At 38.4% G+C, this 15,440-nt stretch carries 13 protein-coding genes; 11 read left to right on the top strand and 2 right to left on the bottom strand.

The window, feature by feature from the left end:
- Nucleotides 1-175 precede the first annotated feature (175 nt).
- Nucleotides 176-1,231, top strand: coding sequence for a LacI family DNA-binding transcriptional regulator (locus tag QF028_RS22825; RefSeq protein ID WP_429469138.1), 1,056 nt, complete (start codon nt 176-178; stop codon nt 1,229-1,231).
- Between the two features lie 35 nt (nt 1,232-1,266).
- Here QF028_RS22825 and QF028_RS22820 read toward each other — a convergent pair whose 3' ends face one another.
- A complete protein-coding gene (locus QF028_RS22820; RefSeq protein ID WP_429472470.1) occupies nt 1,267-3,021 on the bottom strand; it encodes an alpha-glycosidase in 1,755 nt (584 codons plus the stop codon).
- Nucleotides 3,022-3,389: 368 nt separating this feature from the next.
- Here QF028_RS22820 and QF028_RS22815 point away from each other — a divergent pair, with 368 nt between their 5' ends.
- From QF028_RS22815 to QF028_RS22790, 6 genes are all read left to right on the top strand, one after another.
- Nucleotides 3,390-3,656 (top strand): hypothetical protein, encoded by a 267-nt coding sequence (locus tag QF028_RS22815; RefSeq protein ID WP_429469136.1) that lies wholly within the window; start codon nt 3,390-3,392, stop codon nt 3,654-3,656.
- 125 nt (nt 3,657-3,781) lie between these two features.
- Entirely contained in the window at nt 3,782-5,107 is a 1,326-nt protein-coding gene (locus QF028_RS22810) for a sugar ABC transporter substrate-binding protein (RefSeq protein ID WP_429469133.1), read from the top strand.
- Nucleotides 5,108-5,257: 150 nt separating this feature from the next.
- A complete protein-coding gene (locus QF028_RS22805; RefSeq protein WP_429469130.1) occupies nt 5,258-6,664 on the top strand; it encodes a carbohydrate ABC transporter permease in 1,407 nt (468 codons plus the stop codon).
- A complete protein-coding gene (locus QF028_RS22800) occupies nt 6,664-7,500 on the top strand; it encodes a sugar ABC transporter permease (RefSeq protein ID WP_410884373.1) in 837 nt (278 codons plus the stop codon). Before QF028_RS22805 ends, QF028_RS22800 begins: the two co-directional genes overlap by 1 nt.
- 250 nt (nt 7,501-7,750) lie before the next feature.
- On the top strand, nt 7,751-8,725 hold the full coding sequence (locus QF028_RS22795) for a LacI family DNA-binding transcriptional regulator (protein WP_429469127.1): 975 nt from the start codon (nt 7,751-7,753) through the stop codon (nt 8,723-8,725).
- A gap of 755 nt (nt 8,726-9,480) precedes the next feature.
- Nucleotides 9,481-10,566, top strand: a complete 1,086-nt coding sequence (locus QF028_RS22790; protein ID WP_429469124.1) for a Gfo/Idh/MocA family protein — start codon at nt 9,481-9,483, stop codon at nt 10,564-10,566.
- A 125-nt stretch (nt 10,567-10,691) separates the two neighbouring features.
- Here QF028_RS22790 and QF028_RS22785 read toward each other — a convergent pair whose 3' ends face one another.
- Nucleotides 10,692-11,468, bottom strand: coding sequence for an AraC family transcriptional regulator (locus QF028_RS22785; RefSeq protein WP_429469121.1), 777 nt, complete (start codon nt 11,466-11,468; stop codon nt 10,692-10,694).
- 136 nt (nt 11,469-11,604) lie between these two features.
- Here QF028_RS22785 and QF028_RS22780 point away from each other — a divergent pair, with 136 nt between their 5' ends.
- The 4 genes from QF028_RS22780 to QF028_RS22765 all read left to right on the top strand — a co-directional run bounded on the left by QF028_RS22780 (nt 11,605) and on the right by QF028_RS22765 (nt 15,427).
- Nucleotides 11,605-12,366: a sugar phosphate isomerase/epimerase family protein gene (locus QF028_RS22780; RefSeq protein ID WP_429469118.1), complete on the top strand. Its 762-nt coding sequence runs from the start codon at nt 11,605-11,607 to the stop codon at nt 12,364-12,366.
- Between the two features lie 161 nt (nt 12,367-12,527).
- Complete coding sequence (locus QF028_RS22775; protein ID WP_429469115.1) at nt 12,528-13,511, top strand: ROK family glucokinase; 984 nt, start codon at nt 12,528-12,530, stop codon at nt 13,509-13,511.
- Nucleotides 13,512-13,661: 150 nt separating this feature from the next.
- Nucleotides 13,662-14,390, top strand: coding sequence for a ThuA domain-containing protein (locus tag QF028_RS22770; RefSeq protein WP_429469112.1), 729 nt, complete (start codon nt 13,662-13,664; stop codon nt 14,388-14,390).
- Nucleotides 14,390-15,427 carry a Gfo/Idh/MocA family protein gene (locus QF028_RS22765; protein ID WP_429469109.1) on the top strand — a complete coding sequence of 346 codons (1,038 nt, stop codon included), beginning with the start codon at nt 14,390-14,392 and terminating at the stop codon, nt 15,425-15,427. Before QF028_RS22770 ends, QF028_RS22765 begins: the two co-directional genes overlap by 1 nt.
- Nucleotides 15,428-15,440 lie beyond the last annotated feature (13 nt).

The raw sequence follows: 15,440 nt of genomic DNA, 5'->3' as shown, positions 1-15,440 counted from the left end.
CATTATTTTTTAGCTGTATAACTGGTTGTAAACACTTTATAATAAAGGGTGGATTGTGCAACCGATTTCGTAAATGTAAGTGCTGTAAAGACGATGGAATATGCAAAAGTGACCGTTTCTATTATATTAAAATTAGTAGTAGAATCAATTAACTTTGAATGAGAGGGGAGAAGAAATGGCTGTTACCATCAAGGATGTGGCAAAGCTTGCAGATGTCGCACCATCAACTGTTTCAAGAGTAATTGCCAATAATTCACGAATTAGTGAAGCGACGAAACGAAAAGTTAAAAAAGCAATGGAACAGCTAGGGTATCATCCTAACCAAAATGCCAGAAGTCTTGCCAGTCAATCAACCCAAACAATAGGGCTTGTCATGCCGAGTTCTGGAGATGTCGTTTTTCAGAATCCGTTTTTCCCTTCTATTTTACAGGGAATAAGTGAGGGGGCCCGTGAAAAAAAATATGCTTTGCAGATGACAACAGGGAAATTAGAAAACGAAACACTTGAAGCAGTTATTAATATGGTACAAGGGAAAAGAGTAGATGGCATGATTCTTCTTAACTCCAAGGTGGAGGATAAAGTCATTTCGTACTTAAGAGAAAGGGATTTTCCTTTTGTTGTTATTGGAAAACCTTCTAAAGATGCAGAAGAAATCACACATGTTGATAATGATAATGTTCGTGCCATGAGAGAAGCTACTGAATACTTAATAGACCATGGCCATCGGAAAATTGCTTTTATTGGAGGGAACCCAGAACTAATGGTTACGGTTGACCGTTTGAATGGGTATAAGCAGGCTTTAAAAAAGGCAAACATTCCTATAAAAAATGAATATATCCTTCATGAGGAATTCCTAAGGGAAGGCGGTCAAGAGGCGGTGAGTGAGTTAATGGCACTTGAGCAACGCCCAACTTCACTCGTAGTGGTTGATGACTTAATGGCACTAGGTGTACTTAGTACATTAGATGAGCTGGGAATCAGGGTTCCGGAAGAAATCTCAGTCGTTAGTTTTAATAACGTCCTCTTAGCAGAAATGTCCAAACCACCGTTAACTTCAGTGGATATTCATATTTTTGAGCTTGGATATCAAGCATCGAGGAGTTTGATTCAACTAATCGAAGATCGGACAGAACCAACCAAACGGATTATCATTCCTCATCAATTGGTTGAACGTCAATCATGCAGTCACCCCCTGGAGAAACAAAAAGCAGATAGTAATGAGAATCTATAAAAGATTCCCTCTATACCGTCTGCTTTTTCATTGTTTTAGTTCTTCAATTGGATTATTGCGAATCCATAAGGTGAAAGTTCAACTTTTGACGTCTCTCTAAGAGGTTTGTTGTTCCATAAATCAACAGGGCTTTTGCCTGTAAAATCATATGGAATCGTCACGCCAAGCTTATCAGCAGAGTTATTAATCGTAATGATAATCGTTTCTCCAGCCGACTGCTTGGAATAAATGATATGGTTTGTATCGGCATTCGTTTCTAAAAACGTAAACTTGCCTTCATTTCTAAATGCAGCATACTCTTTTCGAAGCGAAATTAATTTTTGGACAGTGTGAAAGAGTTCCAGATTTTGTTCCTCTTCATCCCAATTCATGCATTTCCGGCAGCCGGGGTCGTTTTCTCCGGTTAAGCCGATTTCGTCTCCATAATATATACAAGGTGTGCCGATAAATGAGAGTTGGAATAGGAAAAGAAGCTTCAGCTTGTCGATATTTTCGTCACAAACCGTTAAAACTCTTGGGGTATCATGACTCCCTAATAAATTAAACGCCACTTCATTCACATTCTTAGGATAAGACATTAACACGTTTGTGAGCTGATGTGCTAACTCTTCCGCATTAATTTTATCTTTTGCAAAAAAGTCCAAGGACGCATTTGTAAACGGATAGTTCATCACTGCATCAAATTGATCGCCTTGAAGCCAAGGCATAGAATCATGCCAAATTTCTCCCAGAATGTAGGCATCAGGTTTGATCGCTTTTACCGTTTTTCTAAAACCTCTCCAAAACTCGTGATCAACTTCATTGGCAACATCGAGGCGCCATCCATCAATATCAAATTCTTCAATCCAGTATTTTGCGACATTAAGAAGATATTCTTTCACTTCAGGATGTTCCGTATTTAACTTTGGCATCATATGTGTAAAGGCAAATGTATCATAATTTGGTTCCGGAAAAGCTTGCACTGGAAATTCCTTTAAATGAAACCAATCTTTATAGTTGGATTTCTCTTGTTTTTCAAGGACATCCTGAAAAGCATCGAAATAAAAACCACTGTGATTGAAAACGGCATCAAGCATGACACGAATCCCATTTTTGTGGCATACTTCCACAAGCTGTTTAAAGGTTTCTTTGTCTCCAAATTGCGGATCAATTTCCATATAATCAATGGTGTCATATTTATGATTCGTAGCCGCTTTAAATATTGGCGTAAAGTAAATGCCTGTAATCCCAAGTTTTACTAAATGATCAATATTTTCAATAATTCCTTCAAAGTCGCCGCCGAAGAATGTATCAGGTTCAGGATCTTGGCTTCCCCACGGAAGTGTGCCTTCAGGGTTTAACTCTGGATTGCCATTCGCAAACCGTTCCGGGAAGATTTGATACCACACCGTAGTCTTAACCCATTCCGGCGCTTTGAACACATCAATCGGATTTAAAAATGGAAAACAGAAATAAAAGCTGGAATCACGAGGATCTCTGTCCACAAAACCCCTTTCGCCAAATACAGCGGATTCAGTATTTGAATAGAGTTCAAATCCGTAGCGTAATCGACGGAATTCCGGTTTCACCTCCGCAAACCAGTAATCGAATAATTCATCCGATCCTTCCAATGTCATTGGTTTAGTAAAGTTTGTCCACCCATCTTTTGTCCACTGATAAGGATCCCCATATATTAAAAACACCTTTTTTAAATCACCTTTTTTAGCGCGAAGGCGAATATGCAATGTTTTATTATCATAGGCATAGGCAAAATTGTTTTTCGGTCTGTGATAAACGGCTTCTTTTAACATCATAACTCCTCATTTCAGCTAAATTTGACAAATCATTAGAAAGATTTCAATTATTTCTAAGTCTCGTTTTCAAAAAAAATCAAAAATTATAATGATTAAACAAAAAATAAATAATATATTGACTATTCAGAATTAGAGTGATGTAATAGATTACAAGATAAGTTAAACGTTTACGTAATCATTATATATTTTTTTAATAGTAAAGTAAACGTTTACGTAAAACCGATTTTTAGAATTTTTTTGTTACTGGGAACCGCTTATCCAAAATCAAGATTTTGAAAAACTTTCTGCCGAAGCCGAGCTTAAAGATGAAAATTCTCTATTAAATCATTATAAAAAGATGATTCATGTAAGCAGACTCCAATAAGGTGCTGATTGAAGGTGAAATGGAAGCCTCTTTTACCGAAGTAGAAGGAATTCTTTCATATAAACGAGTGAACCCTAGCGAACAAATGCTGGTTATCCACAATTTAACAGGTAAAGCAAAAGAGTTCACTTTATCAGAAAAAGAAAGTGACTTTACCGATCTATACTATAAGACAAATCAAGATTCAGAAGTAGACAATGAGGGAGAAAAGGTGCAAATTAAAATGCCTTCCTATTCTTCCATTATTTTAAAAAAGAATTCGAGGTAAAGTTACACTTTAGCCAATTGTGCAAACGGTTGCAGTAACTTAAATTTTCAACTGTTTATTTTGGTAGAAACTTTACCAAATAAGCATTGAGATAAATATTAATAAATCAAAAGGTGGGAATTAATTTGAAAAAGCTATTAAATCTATCTTTAATCGCACTGTTACTATTTGCATTAGCAGCATGCAGTAAGCCAGGGGCCCAAACAGGAGGAGAAGCTTCTAAAGAAACCGCTAAAAGCAGTTCAGTAAAAGAAACAGCAAAAGAAGAAATCACCCCGGAAGAAGGAGCAAAGCTGGTTTTATGGGATAACAAGGATGAAGAAGGTGAATGGGCAAAATATGTCGCGAAAGAATTCACTAAAAAATATGGAATCCCGGTTAAATATGCAAATGTCAATCATACTGATGCACCTGTAAAGCTTGAAACAGATGGTCCAGCGGGATTAGGAGCGGACGTATTTAATGCGGCCCACGATCATTTAGGAAAGATGAGCAAGGCTGGATTAGTTTATGATAACTATTATGCCGATGAATATAAAGAGCGCTTTATGGACGGTGCCAATACAGCCGTATCTGCAAAAGATGAAGAGGGCAAGCTTAAAACATTTGGTTATCCGTTAAACATTGAAGGAGTTGCCCTTTTCTATAACAAAACTTTATTGGATGAAATGGGCTTTAAACCAGCCGAAACAATGGAAGAATTAATCAAGCAATCGAAAGAGTTTCAGAAAAAACATCCCGGTTCATATGGTTTCATGATCGAACCAGGTAATTTCTACTTAATACATGGATTTGTTGGAGGATATGGCGGTTATATTTTCGGGGACAAAAATACAGATCCAAATGAAATTGGTTTAAACAATGAAGGTTCACTAAAAGCAGCGAAATTAATGCAGCGTATCCGTGATGAAATCTTGCCGCTGAAAAAAGAAGACCTTACTGGAGATGTCATCAATTCATACTTTACTGAAGGTAAACTTTTATATAATATCACTGGTCCTTGGATGGTGAAAAGCTATACAGAGGCTAAAGTGAACTTTGGTATTACAACGCTGCCGAAACTTGACAATGGGGAAGTTCCAACCACTTTTTCAGGATCTAAGGCCTATTATGTAAATGCTTATAGTAAATATCCACAAGCAGCGACATTGTTGGCTAAATTTGCAACAAGTGATGAAATGCTGTTAAAACGTTATGAAATGACAGGTCAGCTGCCGCCTTCTAAAGCATTATTAGAAAATGAAACCATTAAGCAAGACAAAATCAAATATACATTCTTAGAACAAGCACAATATTCTATTTCAATGCCTAATATCCCTGAAATGCAAAATGTATGGGGTGCGGAGGAAGTGGCTTATACAGCGATTTGGAATAAGGCTGCTGAACCTCAAACAGCACTGGATAAAGGGGTTCAACAAATTAAAGATGCCATCAAGTCCCAGACTAAATAATTACATTAAAAATGAGTCTGACTCGTGGGTAAGTCTCCCCGATAACAAAATATATAGAATGCTCTTCCTGAGAGAAAACTATCTATTTTGTTGGTTTAAGGGGGTGACGTCTTACGAGTCCGGCCTCTCATTTCAAAAGGAGGATGAAATATGAGTTCGACAGCTCGAAAATATGTAGAAGATCAACTGCCTAACCCGCAAAAACATGGATCAAAGATTAGAAAATCACCGCAACCAGCTAAAAAACCATTCCTGACAAAGTCTAGAATGTCTGCTATACTTTCCGGATTATTTATGGGACTTGGACAGCTGTATAATCGACAAATAGTAAAAGGATTGAGCTTTTTAGCACTGGAATTGTATCTGCTAATTTTTTGGACGGTCCCTTTCCAATGGGCTATGTGGGGGCTTACAACATTAGGGGAAACACCTCAGCATCGGGACGGGTTTAAAATCGTTCCGGGAGACCATTCCATTTTCTTATTAATTGACGGAATCATATTTTTAATTTCATTCCTGCTTTTCCTATGGTTCTATTATTTAAATATTCGGGATGCCTATAAGGTTGCCGTTAAAAATGAAAAAGGAATTAAACCTAATAACGCAAAAGAGATGTTTAAAAATATATGGGAAAATGGATTTCCTTATATTTTGTTAACACCCTCCGTTCTATTTACAGCTTTTCTAACCATTCTTCCATTGTTATTTGGTATTTTAATAGCTTTTACCAATTATTCTGCACCCAATCACTTGCCGCCAAAGCACTTAGTGGATTGGGTAGGATTTGATACCTTTATTCAGCTGTTTCAAATGAAAACATGGAGTGCTACTTTTTATGGTGTGTTTTCATGGACCGTTGTTTGGGCCATTCTTTCAACTGCTACCACTTTATTCTTAGGACTTATTTTCGCTGTATTACTTAACCAGCAAGGAATTAAATTGAAAAAGTTTTGGCGAAGCATTTTTATCCTGCCATGGGCGATTCCGCAGTTTGTTTCGATTTTAATCATGAGAAACATTTTTAATGGTGAATTTGGTCCTTTAAATCGTTATTTAATGGACTTGGGTGTGATTCAGCATGCAATCCCTTGGTTATCAGATCCATTATGGGCGAAAATGACACTTGTTGTTGTTAATATGTGGTTTGGCTTTCCATTCTGGATGGTATTAATGAGCGGGGTCCTAACAAGTATTGATAAAGAAATATATGAAGCGGCTGATGTGGATGGTGCATCACCCGTACAAAAATTTTGGAAAATTACCATGCCATTGATGATGTTTGCTACTGCACCACTTGCGATCATGTCTTTTGCGGGAAATTTTAATAACTTTAACATTATTTATTTAATGACAGAAGGCGGACCTGTCAATGTGGATTATAGCTATGCAGGATCGACAGACATTTTGATAAGCTGGATTTATAAACTGACACTGGACAATAATCAATTTGCAATGGCTTCTGTCATCTCCATATTGATTTTCGTTGTGATTGCTACATTCTCCATTTGGAACTTTAAAAGAACAAAAGCCTTTAAAGAGGAGGATATGATGTCATGATGGGTTTAAGCTTTAAAAAGAAAATTAGTCATACCATTATTTATACCATTTTAATCATAACAACGGTATTTATTTTATACCCTGTAATTTGGATTCTAACTGGTTCTATGAACCCAGGAAACTCTTTATTCTCTACTCGTTTAATTCCTGAGTCTTTGTCATTTGTACATTATCAATATCTATTTAAAGAAACGGATTATCTATTATGGTATAAAAATACGTTGAAAATTGCATTCGCGAATATGATATTGTCTACGCTTCTAGTCGTAACAGCAGCCTATGCTTTTTCCAGATTTCGTTTTCCCGGAAGAAAACAAGGCTTAATGACCATGCTTGTTTTGCAAATGTTTCCTGGCTTTATGGGCATGATTGCTATCTATATCCTATTACTGCAAATGAATTTACTCGACAACCATTGGGGACTCATTCTCCTTTATTCCGGAGGATCGATTCCATTTGGTGCGTGGCTTGTGAAGGGATACTTTGACGGCTTCCCAAAAAGTCTTGAAGAAGCAGCGAAAATTGACGGTGCCAGCCATATGACGATTTTCTATAAAATTATGATGCCACTCTCAAAACCTATTCTAGTGTTTGTGGCTGTTACAAACTTTATCGGGCCGTGGATGGACTTTATTTTTGCAAAGCTTGTTTTACGTTCTGATGAAAAGAAAACATTGGCTGTTGGGCTATTCGAGATGGTAACAGGCCGGGGTAATACAGAGTTTACTAACTTTGCTGCCGGTGCGGTGTTAGTCGCTGTACCAATTACGATTTTATTCCTTATATTCCAGGGTCATCTTACAGAAGGACTGAAAGCAGGGGCCAATAAAGGTTAATGATGAAGGGACTTCCGTAAAAGTTTTCGATTTTAGTAAAGGAGAAGAAATGAAAAATGGATTGCTTCATTCACTAGCAGGAATGGCGGTAGAGTCTCATTGCTTCTCTTTTCGAATTTTTAGGCAATGCTTTAGAATTTCATCCTACAAAAACATAGAAATGAAAAGGAGTGAAAGGATGTTGAAGTAGTTTTATACATATGGTAATGTTTATTAGTAAAACGTTTACGTGGAAAGTTGGTGATAGATAATGGTTACTATTAAAGATGTAGCAAAACAAGCAGGGGTATCTGTCGCGACTGTTTCTCGTATTTTAAATAACCTGCCAGGCTACTCTGAAGAAACGAAACAGCGGGTAGAACAAGTGATTGAATCGATTGGCTATCAGCCTAACGCTGTTGCCCGGGGTTTGATTAATCGTGAAACAAAAACAATTGGCGTCCTTGTCCCCGATGTATCACATCTATTTGCAAATGAGGTTCTTGCAGGGATTGAGGAACGTGCTCATGAGCTTGGTTATACTGTGATGATCTGTAAAACAAACTATCGTACAAGGGATTATTTACAAACTTTGTATGAAAAACGTGTAGATGGAATTATTATGGTGAGTGGCACGATTACGCCTGATGAATATAAACAGATAGAAATGATGAAGGTACCGGTAGTATTAGTCGCAACCCAAACAAACTATCCTATACGTTTTTTAAAAGTGGATGATTATCAAGCTTCATATGATGCTGCAGCCTATCTAATTAAAAAGGGTCATTCTCGTATTGGGATGATTGCAGGAACAAAAGAAGATGCCGTAGCGACCATTCCACGTGTAAAAGGATTTACAGATGCGTTAAATGACGCTGGTATAAAAGTAACCAATGAAAAGATTACGCACGGCGATTATCATTTTAAAAGTGGAATAGAATGTATGGATCAATTATTAAACAACGATCCCTCCATTACAGGGGTATTTTGTGCAAGTGATGAAATGGCTGCAGGTGCATTATCTTTTTTATATAAACAAGGAATCAGAGTTCCAGAAAAACTATCGCTTATTGGGTTTGATAACACTCCAACGGCTGAAAAGGCGATTCCGCCACTTACGACGGTAGCGCAGCCATTATACGAAATGGGAAGGTCCTCCGTTCAGTTATTATTGGATCCCTCTGTTACCGTGAATCAGATTTTTCCCCATCAAATTGTTGAACGTGACACTGTCCGTTCCTTATAGTAAGATTCAATTTTTTGTAACGTTGAGTGAAAATGATGGATTTATTACTTTCACTCAACGTTGTAAAATCGCTAAAATGTAAACGTTTACGTTTAAAAATGAATATAAGATAATGAAATTAAATTGCGCAAAGAATATGAAATTATTGTGTACGGCAATTATGAAGTAAATGAAAATGAAGATCTTTCTTCCATATCTTTAAAACCTTATGAGGCGAGAGTGTATCTCCTAAAATAAAGAAAAAGGTCCTGTTCTTGAACAGGGCCTTTTTACTCTTATCATATTCATGAATTTATTGACTAGAATTTGAATCTGCTAAGAGTCTGTCTATTTCAGCAGCTGCTTGGTCTAAACCTTCCTTAACGGGTATTGGTAGCACTTATTAAGGAAACTTAACCTATTGCCAGTTTGGAGATAATTCTCCAGCAGTTGTAGATTGGGTTCAACATATTTGTTGTCGCTTTTTTGTAAGTTTGTAAACAAAAGATTTTGTTCCTAAGCATTCGATGTGATTTGCACCGAGTGCTTTTCTTTATTCTTGCGAAAAATGGGCGAAAGGTCATTTAACACGTTAATTGAACTTTGAAGGAAGAATGAAAAATAGCAAAATAATAGATATTTCAATTATATTATCTATGTTTATTTGCATAGCAAAGATATAAGATGTAATCAAATAAGTAATGTTTTGAAAAAGCAGAAGTGAGAATTAAAGAAAACCTATAGAGAAAATGATGGCAAAAAAAGGAGATATAAAAATGACGAATAGAAACTATCATTTAGTTATAGTTGGTTACGGTGGTATGGGAAGCTATCATGGAAAGCTGCTCAAAGAAAACCAAAACATAAATGTCGTTGGAACCTATGATATTCTGGAGGAAAGAAGAGCCGCTTCCTTGGCTGATGGATACAAGGTATATGAAAGTTTAGCTGCTGTTTTAGCCGACGATTCTGTTGATTTTGTTCTTATCGCCACTCCTAACGATGTGCATAAAGAAATCGCAGTAGCAGCCTTAAACGCCAAAAAGCATGTAATTTGTGAAAAGCCTGTCACTATTTACAGTGAAGAGTTAATCGAAATTATGCAGGCTGCAAAAATGAATGACAGAGCGTTTATTGTGCACCAAAACCGCAGATGGGATGAAGACTTTCTAACGATAAAAAAAGTATACGATGAACTGATTATCGGAGATGTCTTTCATATTGAATCACGGGTACAAGGAGCAAACGGGATTCCGGGAGACTGGCGCCATCAGAAGGCTTATGGCGGGGGGATGCTGCTGGACTGGGGTGTCCATTTACTAGATCAACTGCTATTTATGATCGACAGTAAGATTACGAGTGTCTATGCCAATTTAAGTTATATTTTAGGGAACGAAGTAGACGATGGTTTTCAAGTGTTTATCACGTTTGAAAACGGCATCAACTCTTTAGTGGAAGTGGGAACAACAAACTTCATTCAACTGCCGCGGTGGTATGCAAAAGGAACAACAGGAACGGCAGTCATCCATGATTGGGATATTAACGGTAAAATCGTGACGCAAAATCGGGGAGTGGAGGTAGAAGCTCCGAAACCGATTAAAGCCGGGCAAGGGTTGACGAAAACGATGGCACCTCCGTCTGAAAAAGCTGTCAGTACATCGGATTTACCGAAAGTAGATAAGACGATGGAAAGCTTTTATGACAATGTGATTTCTGTAGTTGAAGGAAAAGCAGAACCAATCATCAAAAATGAGGAAGTTTTGCGTGTCTTACAATTGATGGAAACGATTTTTAAATCAGCAGAGACAAACGAAGTCGTCAAAGACTTTGATAGGGTAATGGACGGGAAAATCCTATTTTAGATATATAAATGTGGATTGTATCAAATAAAAGAAAAGCTAGAAATACTGATGTGAAGTGGGAAACTCAGTGATTTCTAGCTTTTCTAATTTTAATAAAACATTACATGTATAGGAAAACATTTAAACTAGTATTCTATCCGCCTGTACACACCAGGAGCAACACCGTATTTCTTTTTAAATACCTTATGAAAGTAAGGATAGGTTCCGAAGCCGCAGTCTTCGGCAATCTGTTCAAGTGTCAGTGTAGTGTATTTCATCCGCTCAATGGCCGAAGATAACCGGATTGCCTGCGCATATTCCATCATCGTTTTCCCAACGCTGCTTTTGAATAGATGAACGGACCTTGAGACGCTGAGCCCAGCATGCTGCGCCACATCCTCCACTTTAAAGGCGATCGTGGCATGCTCCTCAATGTAACGCATCATCCGTGTCACCGTATACGGGTGACTGAAGGATCGGCCGGCTTCGCTGATAGCCCGTTCCAGAGATAAACAGAGCGCTCGCAGCAAATAGCCGGAGAGCTCTTCGTTTTGGCTGGATGATGGACGGCGTTTTTCAATCATGATCTGGCGCCATAAGGTCAACAGCTTTTCATCCAAATCGATTCGGGAAACATCCGGCTTTTCAGAACGGCTCCACCATTCGTCCATCCACGCGCCTTCACAAACTAAGTGATAATCTCCGCTGTTTTGCCCCTCTTTGACAAGCAGTTCATAGTGATCCCCAGGTTTAATGAGCAGTAGGTCTCCTTTCGCGAGTTCCATTTTTCTCCCCTTCACGACTACTTCGCAGAGACCTTCTGTTTGCAGTCTGAAAAGATACGAAGGGTATCCGGATTTATGTTGAGAATGATATCCATTTGTGTGAAAGGAATAGCCGCAAAAAAATATGTTCGTCGTCATAAGCTCCCTCTATTCTAACAAAATAGAAAAATAGCAAAATAGTAGATGTTTTAATTATATCATCTATGTTTATTTGTAGATATACAATATAAGATGTAATCAAATAAGTAATGTTCCAAGAAAGTGGGGGATAAGGATGATCAAAATTCCAGTAGCTGTACAAATGTATACATTGCGGGAAGAAAGCGCGCAAGATTTTGCTGGCACTTTAAAAAAGGTGGCAGAGCTTGGCTTCGATGGTGTTGAATTTGCCGGGTATGGTGGATTGCCTGCAAAAGAAGTAAAAGTGTTATTGGATGAGCTTGGCCTTCAGGCAGCAGCGAGCCATGTGCCACTTGAACAATTGGAAAATAATTTAGCCGGGGTTATAGAAGATCAGAAAATACTAGGAAGTAAGTATGTTGTCTGCCCTTACATAATGCCAGATAGTCGCAGCGAGGATGACTACAAAGCCCTTATCTCTTTATTAGATAAAGTTGGTGAAACATGCCGTCAGGAGGGCATCACCCTTTGTTATCACAATCACGATTTTGAACTTAATCGTATGTCTGATGGCAGAACGGCGCTCGAAGCTATTTTTGATGATACTAAGGCAGACAATGTGCATACAGAGCTGGATGTGTATTGGCTGACAAAAGCAGGCGAAAAGCCGGTGGAGTGGATCAATCGTTATCAAAAGAGAACCCCGCTCATTCATTTAAAAGACATGACGACAGATGGAGAACAATTTTTTGCGGAGCTTGGTACAGGCGGCGTTGACCTTGATGCAATATTGCATATGGGAGAAGAAGCAGGTGTTCAGTGGTGGGTCGTCGAACAGGATTTAAGCCGCCATACACCATTTGAAAGCATTGAAATCAGCATAAATTATTTGAAAGAAAAACACCGAAATCTGTAGAAACAATAGGAATATGGAAAACTCCTAGTGGAGTTAGTGTATTTTTGGGGGACGCTGCAGGAAACAATTTGGAATTTTTTTTATTTATGATAGAAGAATTAAGTCAAATGCTAATTATGTGAAAAAATCAGAAATTTAAAGATGAAAAAGAGTGAATGGATATGGATGCGAAATGGTTAGTTGGTGTGGATTTAGGTGGAACCACGATTAAAATGGCATTTATCAGTCTGAATGGCGATATCATTTATAGCTGGGAAATAGATACTGACAAAAGGGAAAGCGGCCGATATATTCCTACAAGGATTGCAAGCACGATTGACCAAAAGTTAAACGAATTAAATCAAACAAAAAATAGGCTAATCGGTATCGGAATCGGAGCGCCAGGTCCTGTTAATGTGGATGGTTCCATTGAGGTGGCTGTAAACTTGGGATGGAGGAAATTCCCTTTACAAGCTATTCTCGAGCGGGAAACTTCCTTGCCAGTTGCTGTAGAAAATGATGCTAATATTGCGGCAATCGGTGAAATGTGGAAGGGTGCTGGCAAAGGAGCTAAAAACTTAATCTGTGTAACATTAGGAACTGGTGTCGGAGGCGGGATTATCGTCAATGGTGAGATTGTGCATGGTGTAAATGGAGCCGGTGGTGAAATTGGTCATATTACATCTGTTCCTAGAAACGGCTCACCTTGTAATTGTGGGAAATCAGGATGTTTAGAAACTGTAGCATCCGCAACAGGAATTTCCCGATTAGCACTAGAGAAATTAGCTTCTACCAATGATATTAGTAAAATAAGAGACTATTACGAGAAACATCAAACTATATCGGCCAAGCTGGTTTTTGATGCTGCAAACGAAGGGGATGAACTCGCCAAGCGAGTCATTCAACAGGTTGTATACCATTTAGGATTGGCTCTGGCGAATTTAGCTAATGGATTAAATCCCGAAAAAATTGTTATTGGAGGCGGCGTTTCAAAAGCGGGCGACACTTTGTTAGGACCTTTGAAAGAGGAATTTGTTTTATATACTTTTCCAAGAGTGGCACAAGGTGCAGAGATTGTTATTGCTACATTAGGTAATAATGCAGGCGTAATTGGAGGAGCATGGCTGGCAAAAGAGAGACTAATAAATAAATCCGAAGTTAAATGATATGGTCACCTAAATTGTTTTTAATTTAACGTCAAAGGATTATTAGGTTCAATATTTTCCACCCTTTGTGTCAATGTAAGCCGTTTCATAAATTTTTTCTTTCTCTAAAATAATAGTTAAAGTGAACGATAAAGAAGGAGTAGGTAGATTATGGTAAAGGTAACTGTATGGAATGAGAATCGTCATGAACAAAAAAATCCAGTCGTACGAGATATTTATCCAACCGGGATCCATGGTGCGATTGCCCAATTCCTTCAGGCCGAAGGAATCGTAACAAGAACGGCTACTCTTGATGAGCCGGAACATGGCTTAACCGATGAAGTACTAGTTGCTACCGATGTATTAGTTTGGTGGGGACATCTAGCACATGGAGAAGTGAAAGATGAAGTCGTTCAAAAAGTTCAACAGCGTGTTCTCGATGGAATGGGACTGATTGTTCTCCACTCCGGCCATTTTTCAAAAATCTTTAAAACATTAATGGGAACCAGCTGTGATTTAAAATGGCGGGAAGCTGATGAAAAAGAACGACTTTGGGTTGTGAGTCCAAGCCATCCGATAACAGAAGGAATCACTGAATATATTGAATTAGAAAAAGAAGAAATGTATGGGGAGCATTTTGATATCCCACAGCCGGATGAGCTTATTTTTACGAGCTGGTTTGAAGGCGGCGAAGTATTCCGCAGCGGCTGTACATACAAACGTGGAAATGGGAAAGTATTTTATTTCAGACCGGGCCACGAAACCTATCCAACCTACCATAACGAGCAAATTCAACGCGTGATTATCAATGCAGTAAAATGGGCCGCGCCTGTTAAACGTGAACGGCCAATTTATGGAAATGCGAAACCACTAGAACAAATTAAAGGGGGACAAAAATAATGAAAAAGTTAAAAGTTGGAGTAATCGGATGCGGCAGTATTGCCCAGCATCGCCATTTACCTGAATATAAAGCGAACCAAAATGTAGAGCTAGTGGCAGTTTGTGATATCAATGAAAGCCGAGTTAAAGAAATAGCAGAGAAATATGAAGTCACTGCTTACACAAACTATGAAGAGTTATTAAGAAGCGGAACGGTTGATGCAGTCAGCGTTTGTACACCAAACTATCTTCATGCCCCAATTTCGATTGCTGCCTTAAATGCAGGTCTTCATGTTCTTTGTGAAAAACCAATGGCTACTTCTAAAAAAGAAGCCGAAGCAATGATCGCCGCGGCCAAAGAAAGTGGCAAAAAGTTAATGATTGGTCATAATCAGCGTTTTGTACCTTCCCATCAAAGAGCACGTCAGCTGATTGCAAGCGGGGAAATTGGCAAAATTTATAGTTTCCGCACAGCCTTCGGGCATGGCGGTCCAGAGAGATGGAGTGTAGATGGGAAAGAAAGCTGGTTTTTTGAAAAAGAAAAAGCATTCGTAGGTGCAATGGGCGATTTGGGTGTCCATAAGACCGATTTACTACGGTATGTACTAGGTGAAGAAATTACTGAGGTTGGTTCTTTTGTTGAAACAAGCGCCAAAGATTTTGCTGATGTCGATGACAATGCGGTTTGTGTATTAAAAACAGAAAGCGGGATTATCGGAACACTTGCAGCAAGCTGGGCTTATGTCAGTAAGGAAGATAATTCAACCATTATATATGGTGAAAAAGCCATTCTGCGGTTAGAGGATGATCCAACTAATTCACTTGTCGTTCAATATGCCAACGGTGAAGTCGTAAATTATCAGCTTGGAAAAATTCAGTCGAATGATTCGGGCGGCCAACGTACAACACATGTGATCAATCATTTTGTGGATGCTGTTATTCATAATCAAGATACACCTGTTCCTGGTGAGGAAGGAAAAAAATCTCTCGAAGTGATTTTAGCAGCACTTCAATCAAGTGAAACAAAACAAATTGTTAAAGTGAGCGAGCTATCATAATTTTCCGTTAGAT

This window comes from Neobacillus sp. B4I6, assembly GCF_050434045.1.
Lineage (GTDB): Bacteria > Bacillota > Bacilli > Bacillales > Cytobacillaceae > Neobacillus.
This window is presented reverse-complemented; position numbering and strand designations above follow the sequence as displayed.

Coding starts and splice junctions, on each gene's coding strand:
- QF028_RS22825 (WP_429469138.1), top strand. CDS start 176: ATGGCTGTTACCATCAAGGATGTGGCAAAGCTTGCAGATGTCGCACCA.
- QF028_RS22820 (WP_429472470.1), bottom strand. CDS start 3,021: ATGTTAAAAGAAGCCGTTTATCACAGACCGAAAAACAATTTTGCCTAT.
- QF028_RS22805 (WP_429469130.1), top strand. CDS start 5,258: ATGAGTTCGACAGCTCGAAAATATGTAGAAGATCAACTGCCTAACCCG.
- QF028_RS22800 (WP_410884373.1), top strand. CDS start 6,664: ATGGGTTTAAGCTTTAAAAAGAAAATTAGTCATACCATTATTTATACC.
- QF028_RS22795 (WP_429469127.1), top strand. CDS start 7,751: ATGGTTACTATTAAAGATGTAGCAAAACAAGCAGGGGTATCTGTCGCG.
- QF028_RS22790 (WP_429469124.1), top strand. CDS start 9,481: ATGACGAATAGAAACTATCATTTAGTTATAGTTGGTTACGGTGGTATG.
- QF028_RS22785 (WP_429469121.1), bottom strand. CDS start 11,468: ATGACGACGAACATATTTTTTTGCGGCTATTCCTTTCACACAAATGGA.
- QF028_RS22780 (WP_429469118.1), top strand. CDS start 11,605: ATGATCAAAATTCCAGTAGCTGTACAAATGTATACATTGCGGGAAGAA.
- QF028_RS22775 (WP_429469115.1), top strand. CDS start 12,528: ATGGATGCGAAATGGTTAGTTGGTGTGGATTTAGGTGGAACCACGATT.
- QF028_RS22770 (WP_429469112.1), top strand. CDS start 13,662: ATGGTAAAGGTAACTGTATGGAATGAGAATCGTCATGAACAAAAAAAT.
- QF028_RS22765 (WP_429469109.1), top strand. CDS start 14,390: ATGAAAAAGTTAAAAGTTGGAGTAATCGGATGCGGCAGTATTGCCCAG.